Origin of the sequence: Streptomyces sp. NPDC026092, from assembly GCF_040638605.1 — a bacterium.
GTDB lineage: Bacteria > Actinomycetota > Actinomycetes > Streptomycetales > Streptomycetaceae > Streptomyces.
Genome location: NZ_JBEZYN010000015.1, coordinates 140,038 through 158,295, shown reverse-complemented (window position 1 = coordinate 158,295; position 18,258 = coordinate 140,038). Strand labels below are relative to the sequence as shown.

The following is an 18,258-nucleotide window of genomic DNA, read 5'->3' as shown; positions in this document are numbered from 1 at the left end:
GTCAGACCTGGGCCCCGGCGGATTCCGTACGGCGGCGGCGGACCAGCCAGAAGGCGCCCGTGCCGACGGCGAGGGTCGCGCCGACGCCGATCACGCCCGCGAGACCGCCGGAGAGGCGGGCCGCCTCGATGCCCTCGACGCCGTAGTCGGCGAGCGGGGAGCCGGCCGCCGCGTGCTCCTCGACGTTCTTGTCGAAGCCCTTGTCGGCGGCGACCTTCTCCAGGCCGTCCGGGCTGGCGGAGGCGTAGAAGGAGACGAAGCCGGCGAGGACGAGGGCGGCGACGAGGCCGCCGATCCAGACCTTCTTCGGAGAGCGGGCGGCGACGGGCGTGAAGTCGCGGGCCGGGGCCGCGTCGACCAGTTCCCCGTTCACGCGCAGCTTGAGCGGCGCGGTCAGGCCGCGGGCGCCGTACACGAGGTCGGGGCGGACGGCGATGACCGCGCCGACGGTCAGCATGGTGATCGCGGCCTCGCCGATGCCGATCAGCGTGTGCACGCCGACCATCGCGGTGAGCACCTTGCCGAGCGGTACCTGGGTGGTGCCGCCGATCGCGTACACGAGGGTGAAGGCGGCGGCGGAGGCCGGTACGGAGACGAGCGCCGCGACGAAGGACGCCACGGTCACCGAGCGGCGGGTGCGGGGCAGGATCAGGACGAGGCCGCGGAAGAGCGCGTACGCGACGACGACCGTGACCACGCCCATGACGGTGATGTTCACGCCGAGCGCGGTGAGTCCGCCGTCCGCGAAGAGGATGCCCTGCATCAGCAGGACCACGGCGATCACGAGGACACCTGTGTACGGCCCCACCAGGATCGCCGCGAGCGCGCCGCCGAGTAGATGGCCGCTGGTGCCGGCCGCGACCGGGAAGTTCAGCATCTGCACGGCGAAGATGAAGGCCGCGACGAGTCCGGCCAGCGGGGCCGCCCGCTCGTCCAGCTCCTTGCGCGCTCCACGCAGGCTGACGGCGACGGCGCCGGCGGCGACGACACCGGCGGCGACCGATACAGGGGCGTTGATGAATCCGTCAGGTACATGCACGTCCCGAATGATGAGTGCTGCTGCAAAACACTTGCAAGAGCGCACAGATCACAGAAAGGCAGCGCTCACTCGGCACGCGCCCCAAAATATGGGACATTAGGGGATAAATAAGACGAGCGTGAGGAGAGGCTCCATGTCCCCCACCGCGGACGCCCATGAGGTCGAGGATCACGCCAAAGGCCGGATCATCAGCGACGCCCCCCTCTCCCGCCCCGTCCCGGTCGCGCTCCGCTACGACCCCGACGTCACCCCCGCCACCGTCCGCTTCGTCTTCCCCGGCAACATCGAGTGGTCCTTCCCCCGCGCCCTCCTCGAAACGGGCCTGCGCGCCCCGACGCGCCGCGGGGACATAGGCGTCTGGCCCTGCGGGCGGGTGCAGACCGTGGTCGAGTTCCACACGGACGACGGGGTGGCGGTCGTGCAGTTCGACACCACGGCCCTGCTCCGCTTCCTCAAACACACGTACGCGGAGACCGCGTCGATCACCCCTTAGAGTGCCGTCAGTCAAGATCACGACGGAACACTCCGGGGGAGCTACGTGAAGAAGAAGAGACTGTGGGGCGCGCTCGGCGCGGGCCTGCTGGCCCTGTCGGGGGCCCTCTACGGGGCCACGGCACAGGCCACACCGGCCACCACGGCGACGGAGCCGGCGACCTGGGTGGCCGCCGCGGCCAAGGCAGCCCCCCTGGCCCCGCCGCCCGGCACGAACCTGCAGGTCATGAGCTGGAACATGTGCGGCGTCGAGCGGTGGGGGTGCACGGGCACCGGCACCGGCGACGAGAAGGCCGACGTCGTCAAGCAGTACGTGCAGAGCAACTACGTCCAGGCCGCCCTCCTCCAGGAGGTGTGCGCGAGCGGCCTCGACGCCCTGATGGCCAAGCTCGGACCGGGCTGGAGCAAGAGCTTCGCGCCGTACCACTGGTCGCAGAAGGGCGTGCGGACCCCGAGCCCCTGCGCCACCGGCGCCGGTTCCGACCCGAACGACCTCGTCGGCACGGCGATCGTCGTCAAGGCCGGGCTCGCGGACGCCCAGCAGTACCCGACGACCCAGCCCTGGACCGGGCTCAACCCGCCGTTCCACTGCGCGACGGCGACGTACTTCGGCGTACGGCTCTGCACGGTGCACGTGTCGACGAAGGACGCCAACCCGGAGCACCCGGACTGGGACTACCGGGACGACCAGCTCGCCGAGATCAAGCAGGTCGTCTCGGGCTTCCCGAAGGTCGTCTTCGGCGGCGACTTCAACGCGAGCCCGCCGGACTGGCCGGCCGGCAACAAGGACGCGTGGATCTGGCCCGCCGGGCTCTACTCCCAGGGCCCGGGCACCCCTGGCTACCAGGAGTGCGACCAGCAGGGGACGGCCCGTACGGGCCGGGCCACCCACAACGGCGGCTGGAAGATCGACTACCTCTTCAGCACCGAGGCCCGGCGGTGGTGCGTCGTCGCCGACACCGAGCGCTCGGACCACCACGTGCTCGTCGAGAGCGTGGTGATCACGCCTCCGGCGGCGTGATCCGGAGCAGCCACTGAACGCACCTGCGCCGCCCCCGTGTCGCGTACGACACGAAGGCGGCGCAGGGCCGCGTCGGCTCCCCGTCCCCACAGGTCCCGGCGCGATCCGGGGCGTACTCCTCCGCTCAAGGAGCCGTGCCCGGTCCGGGGCGTGCTCCTCCGCTCAAGGAGCCGCCCCGGAGTTTCCCAGGAGCAGGTCAGACCTTCACCAGTTCGCGGTCCTGGCCGTCCCGCGGCCCGTCCACGTCCTTCTCGGTGACCAGGGCCTCGCCCTCCACGTCCACGTTCGGCAGCGCGCGGTCCAGCCACTTCGGCAGCCACCACGCCTTGTGGCCGAGCAGGGCGAGCACCGCCGGAACGATGGCCATGCGGACCACGAAGGCGTCGAAGAGGACGGCCACGGCGAGACCGAAGCCGATCATCTTGATCATCTGGTCGGTCATCCCGATGAAGCCGGAGAAGACGGCGATCATGATCACGGCGGCGGCGGTGACCACGCGGGCGCTGTGCCGGAAACCGGTCACGATCGCCTCGCCGGGCCGCTCCCCGTGGACGTACGCCTCGCGCATCCGGGTGACGAGGAAGACCTCGTAGTCCATCGCGAGACCGAAGACGACACCCACCATGAAGATCGGCATCATCGACATGATCGGGCCGGTCTGCTCGACCCCGAACAGCGAGCCGAGCCAGCCCCACTGGAAGACCGCGACGACCGCGCCGAGGGCGGCGACCACCGAGAGCAGGAAGCCGAGGGCCGCCTTCAGCGGGACCAGGATCGAGCGGAACACCACCATCAGAAGCAGGAAGGCGAGTCCGACCACCAGCGCCAGGTACGGCACGAGCGCGTCGTTCATCTTCTGCGAGAAGTCGATGTTCATCGCCGTCTGACCGCTGACCAGGACGTTGTCGCCGGTCGCGCCACGGATGTCGTGGACGAGCTCCTCGGTCGCCACCGAGGACGGGCGGTCCTTCGGGATGACCGTGATCATCGCGGTGTCGCCGGCCTTGTTCGGCGTCGGCGGCATGACCGCCACGACACCGTCCAGGCCCTTGATCGTCTCCATGGTGGAGTCGGCGACGGCCTTGTCCCCGTCGACCACGACCATCAGCGGGCCGTTGAACCCGGGGCCGAAGCCGTCCGACAGCATGTCGTACGCGCGGCGCTCGGTGGCGGAGACGGGCTTGGAGCCGTCGTCCGGCAGACCCATCTCCAGGGAGGCGGCCGGCAGCGCGATCGCGCCGAGGCCGAGGACACCGACGAGCAGGACCATGACCGGGCGGCGGATGACGAACCGGGCCCAGCGGGTGCCCATGTTGGGCTTGTCCCCCGCACCCGCGGCGTCGGCCTTCTTCGAACCCTCGTCGCTCTTCAGACCCTTGCGGTCCTTGCGGCCGACCACCCTGGCGCCCGCGAACCCGAGCAGGGCCGGGATCAGGGTCAGTGCGATCAGGACCGCGATCACGACCGTGCCGGCGGCCGCGAAGCCCATCTTCGTCAGCATCGGGATGTTGACGACGGCCAGGCCCACGAGCGCGATGACGACGGTCAGACCGGCGAAGACGACGGCCGAGCCGGCCGTGCCGACCGCGCGGCCCGCGGCCTCCTCGCGCTCCCGGCCCTCGGCGAGCTCCGCGCGGTAGCGGGAGACGATGAAGAGGGCGTAGTCGATGCCGACCGCGAGGCCGATCATCATCGCGAGGGTCGAGGTGGTGGAGCCCAGGTCGAGGACGTTGGCGAGCGCCGTGATCGTCGAGACGCCGATGCCGACGCCGATGATCGCGGTCAGCAGCGGGAGTCCGGCGGCGACCAGCGAGCCGAAGGTGATGACGAGCACGATGCCGGCGATGACCACGCCGACGATCTCGCCCGCGCCGGTCTCCGGCATGGTCTGGAGCGCGTCACCGCCGATCTCGACGGTCAGCCCCTGTCCCTGCGCGTCGTGCCCGGTCTTCTCCAGGGCCGCGCGGGTCTCGTCCGTCAGCTCCATGCCGGAGACCTTGTAGCTGACGGAGACGTAGGCGGTCGAGCCGTCCTTGGAGACCGCCTGCGCGGTGTACGGGTCGGTGACCGAGGCGACCTGGTCGGAGCCGGACTTCAGCTCGGCGACGACATCCTGGACCTTGGCCTTGTTGGCCGGGTCGGTCATCTTCTGGCCCTCGGGGGCCTTGAAGACGACCCGGGCGGTGCCCCCGTCGGCGCTGCCGCCGGGGAAGCGCTGCTCAAGGAGGTCGAAGGCCTTCTGGGCCTCGGTGCCGGGTATCGAGAAGGAGGAGGAGGTCGCGGCGGGCGCGGTGGCGGCGCCGACTCCGGCGAGCGCGAGGAGCGCCACCCAGAGCAGGGCGACGAGCCGTCGGCGCCGGAAGGCGGAGCGACCCAGTTTGTAGAGGAACGTGGCCACGGGGGCGTACTCCCAATTCGTGGTGGGACAGGGCATGGGGAGCCGGCCCGACGGCGTGAGCGGTTCGACGTCAGGTGGTGCGGGTGATGCCTGTGGTGCGGGTGGTGTTGCGGGGAGGTCAGACGCCGAGTGAGGGGAGCACCACGGCGTTGACGTAGTCGACGATGAAGGCGTGGTCGATCGGCTGATCGTCGATCAGCGGACGAGCGACGAACGCCCCGATGATCATGTGCGGGACGTACTTCAGCGCCGGGTTGTCGGCGCTGATCTCACCCCGCGCCACCGCTCGGTCCAGGGTTTCGCGCAGGTTGCTCATCTCGGGTTCGATGAGCAGTTCGCGCAGCGCCTGGTGCAGGTCGGGGTTGGTGTGGACCGCGTGGGCGAGACCCCGCATCAGCGCGGTGTCCTTCTCCATCCGGCAGTCGTCGGTCAGCTCCATGATGGCCTGGAAGTCGCCACGCAACGTGCCCGTGTCGATCTCGGTGAGCTTGATGGGCTTGTTGTGGCGCATGGCCTTGGCGACCAGCTCCGGCTTGCTCCCCCACTGGCGGTAGAGGGTGGCCTTGCTGGAGTGGGTGCGGGCGGCGACGGCGTCCATGGTGAGGGCGTCGTAACCGACCTCGCGCAGGAGTTCCAGCACGGCTCCGTACAGCTCGGACTCACGCTCTGGTGTGAGCCTGCTGCGAGCCATGACCGGCCTCCCATTCGAACGAAACGGTTTCGTACAGTACGAAGATACCCGAGGCTCTAACGAAACGAAACCGTTTCGTACGTGTCCTGGGCCACACGGGCCGCCACACGCGTACGCACGTACGAGTTGCCGCACCCCCTCCCCGCGGAAAGCATGAGGAGGTGAGTGAAGACGCCGCGTACCTCCGCTTCCCGCACCTCCACGACGATCTGCTGTGCTTCGCGGCCGAGGACGACCTCTGGGTCGCGCCCCTCGTGCCCGAGGGCCACCGCCCCGGCCGGGCCTGGCGGGTCACCGTCGACCGGACCCGGGTCGGCCACCCCCGCTTCTCGCCCGACGGCCGCCATCTCGCGTACACGACGTGGCGCAGCCTCGACCCCGAGATCCATCTCGCGCCGGTCGAGGGCGGGCCCTCGCGACGGCTCACCTACTGGGGCTCGACCGACACCCGCGTCTGCTCCTGGTCCCCCGACGGCGACATCCTCGCCGTCTCCTCGCACGGCCAGCCGTTCTCGTACTACTCCTGGGCCTACACCGTCCCCACCGACGGCTCCCCCGGCGGCAGGATGCCCTGGGGACCGGTCTCCGACATCGCGGTCGCGGACATCGCCCAGGACGGCGAGGGCGAGTCCGGCACCGAGCGGCGCACACTCCTCCTCACCGGAAAGCCCCCGCACGAGCCGGCCGCCTGGAAGCGGTACCGGGGCGGGGCCACCGGCCGGCTCTGGCTGCACGGGGAGCGGCTGCTGCCCGACATCGGCGGCCATCTCGACGCGCCGATGTTCGTGGGCGGCCGGATCGCGTTCCTCTCCGACCACGAGGGCGTCGGCAACCTCTACTCCTGCCTGCCCGACGGCACCGACCTGCGCCGCCACACCGACCACGACGCCTTCTACGCCCGGCACGCCTCAAGCGACGGCCGGCGCGTGGTCTACCAGTGCGCGGGCGACCTGTGGATCGTCGACGACCTGACCGTCCCCGACTCCGCGCCGCGCAAGCTGGAGGTACGGCTCGGCGGCCCGCGCGCCGGACGGCGGTCGTACCAGGTGCCGGCGGCCAACCACGTGGACGCGCTCTCCGTGGACGAGACCGGGCGGGCGAGCGCGGTGTCGGTGCGCGGCAGCCTGTACTGGCTCACCCACCGCGACGGCCCGGCCCGCACGATCACGGACACCCCGGGCGTACGGGTCCGGCTGCCGGAGATGCTGGGCAGCGGCGGCCAGGTCGCGTACGTCACGGACGCCGAGGGCGAGGACGCCATCGAGGTCGCGTACCTGCCGCGCGCCACCGGGGACCGGGAGCCGCGCAGACTCGCGATGGGCGAACTCGGCCGGGTGGAGGAGATGATCGCCGACCCGGACGGCGAGCGGCTCGCGATCGCCTCCAACGACGGCCGGCTGCTGCTCATCGACGCGACGGAGGAGTCCAACGGCGAGGCCACCGAGCTGATCCGGTCGATCAACGGGCCGGTCCGCGACCTGGCCTTCTCCCCCGACGGGACCTGGCTGACCTGGTCGCACCCGGGCATCGGGCGCTCGCTGCGGCAGATCAAGATGGCCCGGATCGCGGGTCCCGGCGCGCGGACGATCGTCGACGTCACCAACGGCCGCTTCGAGGACGAGAATCCGGTCTTCACCCGCGACGGCCGCTACCTCGCCTTCCTCTCCTGGCGCGGCTTCGACCCGGTGTACGACGTGCACACCGGCGACCTCTCCTTCCCGCTGGGCTGCCGCCCCTATCTCGTGCCGCTCTCCTCCGCGACCCCGTCGCCGTTCGCGCTGCTGCCGGACGGGCGCCCGGCGGCGGGCGGCATGGATCCGGCGGAGACGGAACCGGAAGGCGCCGAGGGGACGACCATCGTGGAGGTGGAGGGGCTCGCGGAGCGGGTCACCCCGTTCCCGGTGGCGGCCTCCAAGTACTCGGCGCTGCACCCGGTCAACGGCGGCGGGCTCGTCTGGCTGCGCTGGCCGATCTCCGGGGCGCTCGGCGAGACCTTCGCCAACCCGGCCGACACGACGGGCCGGCCGACCCTGGAGTACTTCAACATCCCCAAGGCCCGCAAGACCGAACTGGTGCAGCACCTGGACTGGTTCGCAGTCAGCGGGGACGGCTCACGGCTCGTCGTGGCCGACGAGGGCGAACTGCGGGCGGTGCCGTCGACGGAGTCCGGGGACGGCGACTCGACCGTCTACATCGACCTGCGGCGGATCCTGCACGACGTCGACCCGGAGGCGGAGTGGCGGGGCGCGTACGAGGAGGCGGGCCGGATCGTCCGCTCCTACTTCTGGGACCCGAACATGTGCGGGGTGGACTGGCCGGCCGTCCTCGACCAGTACCGCCCGCTCGTCGAACGGGTCGCGACCCCCGACGACTTCGCCGACCTGCTGCGCGAGGTCATGGGCGAGCTGGGCACCTCGCACGCGTACGTGACCCCGGCCCGGCGCAACGAGGGGCCCCCGCACTACCAGCGGGCGATGGGGCTGCTCGGCGCCAACCTCGTTCCCCGGGACGGCGGTTGGATGGTCAAGCGGATCCTGCCCGGCGACTCCTCCGACTCCAAGGCGCGTTCACCGCTCGCGGGCACCGGCATCCGGGAGGGCGCGGTCCTCACCCACGTCGACGGCCGCCCGGTGGACCCGGTGACAGGACCGTATCCGCTGCTGTCCGCCTCGGGCGGTACGACGGTCGAGCTGACCTTCCAGCCGGCGGAGGGCGAGGGGCGCGCCCGCCGGGTCGCGATCGTGCCGCTCATCGACGAACGGCCGCTGCGCTACCAGGACTGGGTGGCCAAACGGCGCGCGGTGGTACGGGAGGTCAGCGGCGGCAAGTGCGGCTACCTGCACATCCCCGACATGGGCGGCTCGGGCTGGGCGCAGTTCAACCGGGACCTGCGGATGGAGGTCTCCCGGCCTGCCCTGATCGTGGACGTGCGCGGCAACGCGGGCGGGCACATCAGCGAGCTGGTCGTGGAGAAGCTGACCCGCAAGATCCTGGGCTGGGACCTGACGCGGAACGCCCAGCCCGTCTCGTACGCCTCGAACGCCCCGCGCGGCCCGGTGGTGGCCCTCGCGGACGAGGCGACCTCCTCGGACGGCGACATGATCACGGCCGCGTTCAAGCTGCTCGGGCTCGGGCCCGTGGTGGGTCAGCGGACCTGGGGCGGGGTGGTCGGCATGACCGGCCGCCACCGGCTCGGCGACGGCACGCAGATCACGGTGCCCATGAACGCGGCCTGGTTCCCGGAGTTCGGCTGGTCCGTCGAGAACGAGGGCGTGGACCCGGATCTCGCGATCCTGCGCACCCCGCTGGACTGGGCCGAGGGCCGGCACGCCCAGCTGGACGACGCGGTCGAGGTGGCGCTCGCCCTGCTCGCGGAGACCCCGGCGGCCGCCCCGCCCGGCTACGCGGACGTCCCGGACCGCTCCCGGCCGAAGCTGCCGCCGAGGTCGGGGTGACGGGCCGCCGTGAGATCGAGTTCGTAGGCGACGCCCGGGCGCCCGTCGAGGGTCACGCTCCCGACCGCTCCGAAGCCGAGACGGCCCAGGACGGTCCGTGAGCCGGTGTTGTCCACGGTGGTCGCGGCGGTCAGCCGGCTCAGCCCGTACTCCTCCACGGCGAGCCGGCAGACCTCGCGCACCCCGGCGGAGGCGACCCCGCGCCCGGTGGCCTTCTCGGCGACCCGATAGCCGAGTTCGGCGCCCCCGTCGACCAGGTCGACGAGGTTGAACCGGCCGAGGACCTCGCCCTCGTCGGCCACGAGCACGTGCATCCGCACCGCGCCGGTCGCCTGCTCGTCGAGCAGCGCCCGGTGCCGTACGTCGAACTCCTCGAAGTACGCGTCGCCACGGTCGGGCACATGGGCGGCGAAATACGACCGGTTCTCCCGCTCGAACGCGAGGAGCGCGGGCGCGTGGTCGGCACGGAGAAGCTGCAGTTCGGACATGGTCCGCACGCTACGCGGACGACGGGCTCGTGGCGCGTGATTTAGAACACCCCCCGGGGCGCGGGCGGAAGGCGGAAGGGCGGAGGGCGCACGCGCGGAAGGCGGACGCGCGGAAGGCGCACCCGGCGTCCCGGGTGCGCCTTCTCAGAGGCCTCGGCGGCCTCGTAGGACAGACGTCAGGCGTCGTAGTCCTGGTCGAAGCGGTCCTGGGCCTCCTGCTGGGCCCGGCGCTGCTCCTCCTCGGAGGGGCGCTTGGCCTGGGAGGCGCGCTCGGACGCTTCCTCGCGGGCGTTGCCCATGCGCTGCTTCGCCTGCTCGGCGGCCTGCTTCGCCTTGTCCTGGAACTGGTCCTTCATGCCCATGAAAGTTCACTCCTAGACGGGTGTGAGGGGATCGGGGCGTCTCGCCCCTGGGCCTCGACCAGCGTGGCACGGCGGAACATTCCGCGCATTTCGATCAGATACTCTCCGTACGCGCCGCCTCGTCGGCCGCCCCTCCGGCGCCCACGAGGCCCTTGGAGACACCGGCCAGACGCGGTTCGAAGCGCCTCATCTCGCGCTGGCCGACGGTGGCGATGATCCCCGGCAGGTAGCCGCGCGTCGCCTGCATCCCGCGCAGCCACCACTGGGCGTACACGTGCGGCGAGCGCCGCTCGATGCCGGCCACGATCCGGTCGACGGCCGGGCCGAGGGGGTACGTGCGGTTCGACGGCCAGGGCAGCCGCTGCCGCAGCTCCTTCATGACGTCGTCCTGGTCCGCGCCCCGGACCATGTCCGTGTCGGTCCAGGAGAGGTAGCCGACGCCGACCTTCACGCCCTTGTAGCCGACCTCGGCGCGCAGGCTGTGCGCGAAGGCCTCGACGCCCGACTTGGAGGCGCAGTACGCCGTCATCATCGGCGCCGGGGTCATGGCGGCGAGCGAGGCGATCTGCAGGAAGTAGCCGCGCGACTCCATCAGGACGGGCAGGAACGCCCGTCCCGTGACCGCCCCGCCGATCAGGTTGACCTCGATGACCCGCCGCCAGGCGACCGGGTCGGAGTCGACGAACGGGCCGCCCGCCGCGACGCCCGCGTTGGCGACGACGATGTCGACCTTCCCGAAGCGCTCCTTGACCTCCTGGGCCACCCGGGCCATCGCCTCGTGGTCGGTGACGTCGGCGTGCCACCAGTCCGCCTCGGTGTGCAGCCGGCTCGCGACCTGCTTCAGCTCCTCCGGCTCCAGGCCGACGAGCGCGAGCTTGGCGCCGCGCGCCGAGAGCTTGCGGGCGAGGAGTTCGCCGACACCGCGGGCCGCTCCGGTGACGACCGCGACCTGGCCCTCCAGGCTGACCCTGCTCATGCCACTTCCTCCTTCTGCTCCTGCTGCTCCTGCTGCTCCTGCGTCACCGCTACGTACGACGTGACGAGCGCGCGTATCCGGGCCGTCACCGCCTCCGGCGCCTCCACCGGCGTCATATGACCCATACCCGCCAGCTCCTCCAGGCCCACGCACTCCGGAAGCGCCGCCGCGAGGCCGCGGGAGTGGACGGGCGGGGTGAGCCGGTCGGCCGTGCCCGCGATCACGGCCACGGGCAGCTCCAACTCCCGCACGCCCGCTTCGAGGTCGAGCTCCGCGAGGACCCGGGACCAGGCCACCCGCGCGCGGCGGGGGCAGGCGTGCACGATCCGGGCGCACGCGTCGACCCGCTCGGGCGCCGAACCGGGGCCCATCGTCGCGTACTTGAGGATCTTCCGGGACAACGCGTTGACGGGCCCGAGCGGCGCCCGAGCACCGAGAATCGCCTTGGTCAGCCGGGTCCGGACCCCGCCCGCAGGCAGCGGCAGGACGAGGGACTCGGCGACGAGCCGGGACGGCCCGGTGGAGCAGAGCAGCGCGGCGGCCGCGTGCTCCCGGAAGGCGGGGCGGGTGGCGGCGGCCATCAGCGTCATGCCGCCCATGGAGTGCCCGGCCAGGACCGCGCGCTCGCCGGGGGCGAGGGTCGCGGCGAGCACGGCCTCCAGGTCGTCGGCGAGCGCCCGGGTCGAGTAGCCGGACGGGTCCGCCGGGGCGGGGGTGCCGCCGTGACCGCGCTGGTCGTAGGCGATGACCCGGTGGTCGCGGGCGAGGTCGCGGATCTGCTCGGCCCAGAAGTCGATCGAGCAGGTCCAGCCGTGGGCCAGGACCACGGCCGGGGCGCCCTCGGGCCCGTACACCTCGACATGGACGCGGGCGCCGTCGGCGGAGACCGCGATGACCTCCTGCGGGTGGGGCAGCGATCCCGTACCGGACCCGAAGAGACGGCTCACTTCACCGTCTCCTTCTTCTTGGGCGCACGGCGCGCGGCGGGCGCCTTGTCGGCGCTCGACTTCTCCGTCGGCCGCAGCACCTCGTACTCCGCGAGGTCGACGCGTCGCGTCTCGCGCCGGAACTCGGCTGTCGTACCCGGCCAGAGCGTGGTGTTGCGGCCGTTGGCGTCGAGGTACCAGCTGTCGCAGCCGCCCGACTTCCACACGGTCCGCTCCATCCGGTCCTGCACCCGGCGGTTCCAGGCGCCGACGGCGGACGGCCGGGCGGCGAGCGCCGCGCGCCCTCCGAGGACGTCGAGTTGGCGCAGGTAGTCCGCCATGTAGTTCAGCTGGGACTCGATCATCAGGATCATGGAGGAGTTCCCGAGGCCGGTGTTGGGGCCGATGATCGTCATCCAGTTGGGGAAGCCGTCGACGGTCGCGCCGCGCAGCGACTGCACCCCGCCCTTCCATGCCTCGGAGAGCGCGACGCCGTCCGCGCCCACGACCCGGTCGGCGATCGGCATGTCGGTGACGTGGAATCCCGTACCGAAGACGATCGCGTCGACCTCGGTCTCCGTCCCGTCGGCGGCCACGACGGTCGAGCCGCGCACCTCGCGAAGGCCGGAGTCGACGACGTCCACATTGGGCTGCGCGAGCGCCGGGTAGTACGCGTTGGAGAGCAGGATCCGCTTGCAGCCGATGCGGTACGAGGGGGTCAGCTTGGCCCGCAGCGCCGGGTCCTTGATCGACTTGGCCATGTTGCGCTTGGCGAGCGACTCGACGAGGCCCAGCTCGCCGGGGCGCTTGGTGAAGGCGCTCACCTGGAGCTCGCGGATACCCCAGAGCAGGCCTCGGCGCGCGGTGCCGGTGAAGGGGAGCGTGCGGTGGAGCCAGCGCTCGGCGCCGGTGATGGCGCGGTCCATGCGGGGCATGACCCACGGGGGCGTGCGCTGGAAGAGCGTGAGCCTGCCGACCTGGGGCTGGATCGCGGGCACGATCTGGATGGCGGAGGCGCCGGTGCCGACCATGGCGACGCGCTTGCCGGTGAGGTCGTAGTCGTGGTCCCACTGCGCGGAGTGGAAGACCTTGCCGGGGAAGTCGGCGAGGCCCGGGATGTCGGGGATCTTCGGGTCGGAGAGCGGGCCGGTCGCCGAGACGATCACATCGGCGGTGAAGGAGCCCTGGCTGGTCTCGATCTCCCAGCGCAGCTCGTCGCCGTCCCAGCGCATCCGCGTCACCTCGTGGTTGAGGCGCAGGTGCGGGCGGAGCCGGAAGGTGTCGGTGACGTGCTCCAGGTAGGCGCGGATGTGGCGCTGGCCGGAGAAGGTGCGGGGCCAGTCCGGGTTGGGCGCGAAGGAGAAGGAGTACAGGTGCGACGGGACGTCGCAGGCGCAGCCCGGGTAGCTGTTGTCGCGCCAGGTGCCGCCGACGGAGTCGGCCCGCTCCAGGACGACGAAGTCGGTGATCCCCTCGCGGCGCAGCCGGACGGCGGCCCCGAGTCCACCGAACCCCGATCCGATCACCGCCACTCGTACGTGCTCGTGCTTCGCCATGCCGCCTCCCGTGCGCCCGGCCCTGCCCATTACGCCAGCAATCACTGGCACAATCGGGACTGTAGAGCAGCGGCATACCGAGCGGTAGGGGTCGCGCGAGGGAAAGTTACCGGCGGTACAACATAGGCTGGCGGGCGTGGCTGATCGATCGGATGACGTGAACGCGGACGGGAAGGCGAGCGGGGCAGCGGGTGTCGCCGCGACGGGCGTACGCGAGTACCGCATGGACGAGCTCGCCGCCGAGGCCGGCATCACCGTGCGCACCCTGCGCTTCTACCGCGAGCGCGGACTGATCGCGCCGCCCCGCCGCGAGGGCCGGATCGCCTGGTACGACGACCACCACCTGGCCAAACTCCGTACGATCGCCGCCCTCCTCGAACGCGGCCACACCCTCAACGGCATCGCCGACCTCAACACCGCCTTCGAGAGCGGCAAGGACGTCAGCGAGGTCCTCGGCCTCGGCGAACCGACCGAGGAGGAGCCGGTCCGGCTCACGCCCCAGGAACTCGCCGACTACTTCGCGGGCGAGGTCACCCCCGAGAACCTGATGGCCGCCCTCGACCTCGGCTACCTCGCCACCGACGGCGACACGATCGTCCACATCAGCCGCCGGCTCCTCGACGTCTCCGCCGCCCTCGTGAAGGAGGGCGTCCCGCTCGCCGCCGTCCTGGAGGCGGGGCGCGCGGTGCGCGAACACGCGGACGCGCTGGCCGCGCTCTTCACCGAACTCCTGCGGGAGCACGCGGAGGAGAAGGACATCCAGCGGCTGCGCCCGCTCGCGAAGAGCGTGGTGGAGGCGGAACTGTCGATGGCCCTGGACCGGCGGCTGCGCGAGCAGCCCTGATCCCCCGTCCCGGTCTTCCCCGTGATCGCGTGACCTCATGATCGCGTGACAGGTTCTTCAAAGGTTCTTCATCATCCCCGCCCTACGGTCGGCCCATGAGGACGACCAACCGAGTACTGATGGCCGCGGCCGCGACGGCCATGGCCCTGGCGCTGGCCGGCTGCGGCAGCGACGACGGCGGCTCGAAGGTGCCGACGGCCGGCGGCTCCACCACGTCGAAGGCGAGTGGGAGCGGCGGCGGGAGCGGTGACGCCAGCGGCGGTGGCGGTGAGCTCGCCGCGTACATCGACGGCAAGCGCGCCTTCGTGAAGTGCCTGCGGGAGAACGGCGTCGACGCGCCCGACCCCGACGCCAAGGGCCAGATCGACCTCGGGGACAACGCGACGCTCAAGAAGAACCCGGCGTACCTGAAGGCCTCGCAGGAGTGCGCCTCGCTCAACCCGCCCGTGCCGGAGAGCCTGGAGAAGAGCCTCGCGCCGAAGCTCTCGCCCGAGCAGATCAAGGTCCGGCGCGAGTACGCCGAGTGCATGCAGAAGAACGGCGCGCCCGACTTCCCCGAGCCCGGACCCGACGGAAACGTCTACGGCGACGCCCAGTGGGACCAGACCTCGGCCGGTGCCAAGCGGGCCACCCGCACCTGCGCGCCGATCATCGGCGACCCCGTCGACGCGGGCGCGGGCAAGGGCTGACCGACATGACGGGCACGGAGACGTCCGGCAAGGAGACGTCCGGCGTGGAGACGCGTGGCACGGAGACGTACGGCATGGAGGAGACCGCACCGGTCACCGAGGTCCCCGCGCCGACGCGGCGGCGCCGTGCGCGGACGCTGCTCGTGGCCTCGGGGTTCGTCGTGGTGACGGCGGTCGCCATAGGGGGCGCGCTCGGCCTCGGCGGCGGCGGTGCGGAGAACCCGGCCGCGCCCCCGCGGACGGACTCCACGGTCGCGGTCACCCGCGCCACCCTCGTCGAACGGACCAAGGTGGACGGACAGTTGGGGTACGGAGCGGAGATACCGCTGCCGGTCAAGGCGACCGGCACCGTCACCTGGCTCCCCGAGCCGGGCGCGCGCGTCGAGCGCGGCGACGAGCTGCTGCGGGTCGACGACCGGCCCGTGGTGCTGCTGTACGGAACCCTGCCGATGTACCGCGAACTGGGGCTGGGACCGGCGCCGGAGGCGGAGCCGGGGCGCGGGGAGAACAAGAACGTCCGGCCCTCCGGGGCACCGACGCCGGGGGGCGCCGGTGCCTCGGACGGGCCGGACTCGGGGACAGCCGGGAACTCCGGGACGCCGGGGAAGTCCGGGACGCCCGGGAAGGGGACGCCGGCACCGAACCGGTCGGCGCCCCCTTCGGGAACCCCGACCACGGCCCCCGTCGCCCTGCGCGGCATGGACGTCCTGCAGTTCGAGTCGAACCTCGCCGCGCTCGGCTTCAAGGGCTTCACGGTGGACGAGAAGTACACCTCCGGCACGGTCGACGCGGTCAAGCGCTGGCAGAAGTCGCTCGGGCTGCCCCAGACCGGCCGGATCGGTGTCGGTGACGTCATCTACGCCTCCGGGACGGTACGGATCGGCCACGCGGGCGTCCGCCTCGGCGCGGCGGTCTCCGAGAACGCCCTGACGTACACGGGCACGTCCCGGAAGGTCGTCGTCGACGCCTCGGCCCTGGAGGCGACCTGGGCCGTACGGGACACCAAGGTCACCGTGCACCTGCCCGACGGGCGCCCGGTCGAGGGGAAGGTGACGTCCGTGGGGAACCGTGCGACCGCCCCCGAGGGCAACGGGGACGGCGGCGGCAACGGCGCCGACGGGGCGGCCGCGACCGTTCCGGTGACGATCACCATCGCGGACCAGCGGGCGATCGGGCGCCTGGAGAGCGGTCCCGTCACGGTCGAATACGTGGGGCGGGAGCGCAAGGACGTCCTGACCGTCCCGGTCGCCGCGCTCGTGGCCCTCGCGGAGGGCGGGCACGGTCTGGAGACCTCGGAGGGCACGTTCGTGGCCGTGAAGACCGGGCTCTTCGCGGACGGCCGGGTCGAGGTGAGCGGTACCGCGGTCCGCGAGGGCCTGAAGGTGAGGGTTCCGCAGTGACGAGCTCGCCGGTTTCCCCAGAGGCGGTCGTGGAGTTCGAGGCGGTCTCGAAGACGTACCCGGGAGGCGTCGCGGCGGTACGGGACGTCAGCCTGCGCGTGGGACGCGGCGAACTCGTCGCGATCGTGGGCCCGTCGGGCTCGGGCAAGTCGAGCATGCTCAACCTGATGGGCAGCCTGGACCGGCCCTCCGCGGGCCGGGTCCTGGTCGACGGCCACGACGTGGCGGCGCTGACCGACCGCGAGGTCTCGGCGCTCCGGGCCACCCGGATCGGCTTCGTCTTCCAGCAGTTCCACCTGGCGGTCGGCGTACCGGTCCTGGACTCGGTCGCCGACGGCCTGCTCTACGCCGGGGCGCCGCTGCGCCGCCGGCGGGCCCGCGCGGCGGCCGCCCTGGCCCGGGTCGGCCTCAGCCACCGCGTCCACCACCTGCCCCACCAGCTCTCCGGCGGCGAACGCCAGCGGGTGGCGGTGGCCCGCGCGGTCGTCGGCGAACCCGCGGTCCTGCTGGCCGACGAGCCGACCGGGAACCTGGACTCCGCGTCGGGCGCGGCGGTCCTGGGCCTGCTCCGTGAACTCCACGCGTCGGGCACGACGGTCGTGATCATCACCCACGACCGCGACATCGCCGCCGCGCTCCCCCGCCGCATCGAGATGCGCGACGGCCACGTGGTCGCGGACACGGCGACGGAGGCCGTCCGATGACCGGAAGACGTGCCGGGCGAGCGCCCCTCCGCGCCGCCCGCCTCCGACCCGCCGACATCGTGCGGCTCGGCGGCACCGGCCTGCGTACCCGCCCCCTGCGCGTCTTCCTCTCCGCGCTCGGGATCGCGATCGGCGTCGCCGCCATGATCGCGGTCGTCGGGATCTCCGGCTCGGGCCGGGCGGAGGTGGACCGCAGGCTCGACGCCCTCGGGACCAACCTGCTCCGGGTCGCCCCGGGCAACACCCTCGAGGGCGGCAAGGCCGAACTGCCCGCCGAGTCCGTGACCATGATCGACCGCATCCCGCCCGTGCGGCAGGTCGCCGCCACCGGCGCGACCACCGCCCACGTCTACCGCAACGAGCGCATCGCCGTCGGCCGTACCGGCTCCCTCGACGTCCTCGCGGCGGGCCGCGAGCTGCTGCCCGCCGTCGGCGGCCGGCTTCACCGGGGCCGCTGGCTGGATGCGGCGACCGAGACGTACCCGGCCGTCGTACTCGGCTCCGCCGCCGCCCAGCGCCTGGACGTGTACACGCCCGGCACCCGGGTCTGGCTCGGCGGCCGCTGGTTCTCCCTGGTCGGCGTCCTGGATCCGGTCCCCCTCGCCCCGGAGCTGGACAACGCCGCGCTCGTCGGCTGGCCGGCGGCCCGTACGTACCTCCGCTTCGGCGGCCATCCGTCGACCGTCTACGTACGGACCGAGGACAGCCAGGTCTCCGCCGTACGGTCCGTCCTGGCCGCCACCGCCTTCCCCGAGAAGCCCGGCGAGGTCCAGATCTCCCGCCCCTCCGACGCCCTCGCGGCCCGCGAGGCCACCGAGTCGGCCCTCACCGGGCTCCTCCTCGGCCTCGGCGGCGTCGCCCTGCTCGTCGGCGGGGTCGGCGTCGGCAACACGATGGTCATCTCGGTCCTGGAGCGCCGCCCGGAGATCGGCCTGCGCCGCGCCCTGGGCGCCACCCGGGGCCAGATCCGCACCCAGTTCGTCACGGAGTCCCTGCTCCTCTCCGTGATCGGGGGCCTGGGCGGCACCGTGCTCGGCACGCTGATCACCGCCGTGTACGCGACGTCCCGGGGCTGGCCCACGGTCGTCCCGGTCTGGGCGAGCGCCGCGGGGGTGGGGTCCACGCTCCTGATCGGGGTGATCGCCGGCCTCTACCCGGCGGTCCGCGCGAGCCGGCTGTCCCCGACGGAGGCCCTGGCGGGCACGTGAGCACGCCCT

General features: G+C 72.3%; 16 protein-coding genes. 8 read left to right on the top strand and 8 right to left on the bottom strand.

The features are described 5' to 3' along the window. Position 1 precedes the first annotated feature (1 nt). Positions 2-1,039, bottom strand: coding sequence for an energy-coupling factor ABC transporter permease (locus tag AB0F56_RS24235; protein WP_362013195.1), 1,038 nt, complete (start codon positions 1,037-1,039; stop codon positions 2-4). Between the two features lie 133 nt (positions 1,040-1,172). Here AB0F56_RS24235 and AB0F56_RS24230 point away from each other — a divergent pair, with 133 nt between their 5' ends. Continuing rightward, positions 1,173-1,532 carry an SsgA family sporulation/cell division regulator gene (locus AB0F56_RS24230; RefSeq protein ID WP_362013193.1) on the top strand — a complete coding sequence of 120 codons (360 nt, stop codon included), beginning with the start codon at positions 1,173-1,175 and terminating at the stop codon, positions 1,530-1,532. 45 nt (positions 1,533-1,577) lie between these two features. Continuing rightward, positions 1,578-2,552, top strand: coding sequence for an endonuclease/exonuclease/phosphatase family protein (locus AB0F56_RS24225; RefSeq protein ID WP_362013191.1), 975 nt, complete (start codon positions 1,578-1,580; stop codon positions 2,550-2,552). Positions 2,553-2,748: 196 nt separating this feature from the next. On the opposite strand, the gene AB0F56_RS24220 is transcribed toward AB0F56_RS24225, so the two are convergent. Together AB0F56_RS24220 and AB0F56_RS24215 are read right to left on the bottom strand one after the other, a co-directional pair. Further along, positions 2,749-4,950: an MMPL family transporter gene (locus AB0F56_RS24220; RefSeq protein WP_362013189.1), complete on the bottom strand. Its 2,202-nt coding sequence runs from the start codon at positions 4,948-4,950 to the stop codon at positions 2,749-2,751. A gap of 118 nt (positions 4,951-5,068) precedes the next feature. Continuing rightward, on the bottom strand, positions 5,069-5,641 hold the full coding sequence (locus AB0F56_RS24215; protein ID WP_362013187.1) for a TetR/AcrR family transcriptional regulator: 573 nt from the start codon (positions 5,639-5,641) through the stop codon (positions 5,069-5,071). Between the two features lie 161 nt (positions 5,642-5,802). Here AB0F56_RS24215 and AB0F56_RS24210 point away from each other — a divergent pair, with 161 nt between their 5' ends. After that, a complete protein-coding gene (locus AB0F56_RS24210; RefSeq protein WP_362013185.1) occupies positions 5,803-9,096 on the top strand; it encodes a S41 family peptidase in 3,294 nt (1,097 codons plus the stop codon). Here the strand turns inward: AB0F56_RS24210 and AB0F56_RS24205 are convergent. The 5 genes from AB0F56_RS24205 to AB0F56_RS24185 all read right to left on the bottom strand — a co-directional run bounded on the left by AB0F56_RS24205 (position 9,042) and on the right by AB0F56_RS24185 (position 13,404). Further along, on the bottom strand, positions 9,042-9,584 hold the full coding sequence (locus AB0F56_RS24205; RefSeq protein WP_362013183.1) for a GNAT family N-acetyltransferase: 543 nt from the start codon (positions 9,582-9,584) through the stop codon (positions 9,042-9,044). The genes AB0F56_RS24210 and AB0F56_RS24205 overlap by 55 nt on opposite strands. Positions 9,585-9,760: 176 nt before the next feature. Next, a complete protein-coding gene (locus AB0F56_RS24200) occupies positions 9,761-9,946 on the bottom strand; it encodes a hypothetical protein (RefSeq protein ID WP_362013181.1) in 186 nt (61 codons plus the stop codon). A 94-nt stretch (positions 9,947-10,040) separates the two neighbouring features. Then, on the bottom strand, positions 10,041-10,922 hold the full coding sequence (locus AB0F56_RS24195) for an SDR family oxidoreductase (RefSeq protein WP_362013179.1): 882 nt from the start codon (positions 10,920-10,922) through the stop codon (positions 10,041-10,043). Next, complete coding sequence (locus AB0F56_RS24190) at positions 10,919-11,836, bottom strand: alpha/beta hydrolase (RefSeq protein ID WP_362013309.1); 918 nt, start codon at positions 11,834-11,836, stop codon at positions 10,919-10,921. The genes AB0F56_RS24195 and AB0F56_RS24190 overlap by 4 nt, the downstream gene beginning before the upstream one ends. A gap of 29 nt (positions 11,837-11,865) precedes the next feature. Further along, the gene (locus tag AB0F56_RS24185) at positions 11,866-13,404 is read right to left on the bottom strand and encodes an NAD(P)/FAD-dependent oxidoreductase (protein WP_362013177.1); all 1,539 of its coding nucleotides are present in this window, start codon (positions 13,402-13,404) and stop codon (positions 11,866-11,868) included. A 223-nt stretch (positions 13,405-13,627) separates the two neighbouring features. Between AB0F56_RS24185 and AB0F56_RS24180 the strand changes: the two genes are divergently transcribed. The 5 genes from AB0F56_RS24180 (at position 13,628) to AB0F56_RS24160 (ending at position 18,249) form a co-directional block, all read left to right on the top strand. Beyond that, a complete protein-coding gene (locus AB0F56_RS24180) occupies positions 13,628-14,248 on the top strand; it encodes a MerR family transcriptional regulator (protein ID WP_362013308.1) in 621 nt (206 codons plus the stop codon). A 95-nt stretch (positions 14,249-14,343) separates the two neighbouring features. Then, positions 14,344-14,937, top strand: coding sequence for a hypothetical protein (locus AB0F56_RS24175; RefSeq protein ID WP_362013175.1), 594 nt, complete (start codon positions 14,344-14,346; stop codon positions 14,935-14,937). 5 nt (positions 14,938-14,942) lie between these two features. After that, a complete protein-coding gene (locus tag AB0F56_RS24170; RefSeq protein ID WP_362013173.1) occupies positions 14,943-16,337 on the top strand; it encodes a peptidoglycan-binding protein in 1,395 nt (464 codons plus the stop codon). Further along, a complete protein-coding gene (locus AB0F56_RS24165; RefSeq protein WP_362013171.1) occupies positions 16,334-17,041 on the top strand; it encodes an ABC transporter ATP-binding protein in 708 nt (235 codons plus the stop codon). The genes AB0F56_RS24170 and AB0F56_RS24165 overlap by 4 nt, the downstream gene beginning before the upstream one ends. After that, complete coding sequence (locus AB0F56_RS24160; RefSeq protein ID WP_362013170.1) at positions 17,038-18,249, top strand: ABC transporter permease; 1,212 nt, start codon at positions 17,038-17,040, stop codon at positions 18,247-18,249. Before AB0F56_RS24165 ends, AB0F56_RS24160 begins: the two co-directional genes overlap by 4 nt. Positions 18,250-18,258 lie beyond the last annotated feature (9 nt).

Bases quoted from the DNA above. Each gene is read 5' to 3' on its own strand.
- AB0F56_RS24180 (WP_362013308.1), top strand. From the start codon at position 13,628: ATGGACGAGCTCGCCGCCGAGGCCGGCATCACCGTGCGCACCCTGCGC.
- AB0F56_RS24230 (WP_362013193.1), top strand. From the start codon at position 1,173: ATGTCCCCCACCGCGGACGCCCATGAGGTCGAGGATCACGCCAAAGGC.
- AB0F56_RS24195 (WP_362013179.1), bottom strand. From the start codon at position 10,922: ATGAGCAGGGTCAGCCTGGAGGGCCAGGTCGCGGTCGTCACCGGAGCG.
- AB0F56_RS24185 (WP_362013177.1), bottom strand. From the start codon at position 13,404: ATGGCGAAGCACGAGCACGTACGAGTGGCGGTGATCGGATCGGGGTTC.
- AB0F56_RS24215 (WP_362013187.1), bottom strand. From the start codon at position 5,641: ATGGCTCGCAGCAGGCTCACACCAGAGCGTGAGTCCGAGCTGTACGGA.
- AB0F56_RS24205 (WP_362013183.1), bottom strand. From the start codon at position 9,584: ATGTCCGAACTGCAGCTTCTCCGTGCCGACCACGCGCCCGCGCTCCTC.
- AB0F56_RS24200 (WP_362013181.1), bottom strand. From the start codon at position 9,946: ATGGGCATGAAGGACCAGTTCCAGGACAAGGCGAAGCAGGCCGCCGAG.
- AB0F56_RS24160 (WP_362013170.1), top strand. From the start codon at position 17,038: ATGACCGGAAGACGTGCCGGGCGAGCGCCCCTCCGCGCCGCCCGCCTC.
- AB0F56_RS24175 (WP_362013175.1), top strand. From the start codon at position 14,344: ATGAGGACGACCAACCGAGTACTGATGGCCGCGGCCGCGACGGCCATG.
- AB0F56_RS24170 (WP_362013173.1), top strand. From the start codon at position 14,943: ATGACGGGCACGGAGACGTCCGGCAAGGAGACGTCCGGCGTGGAGACG.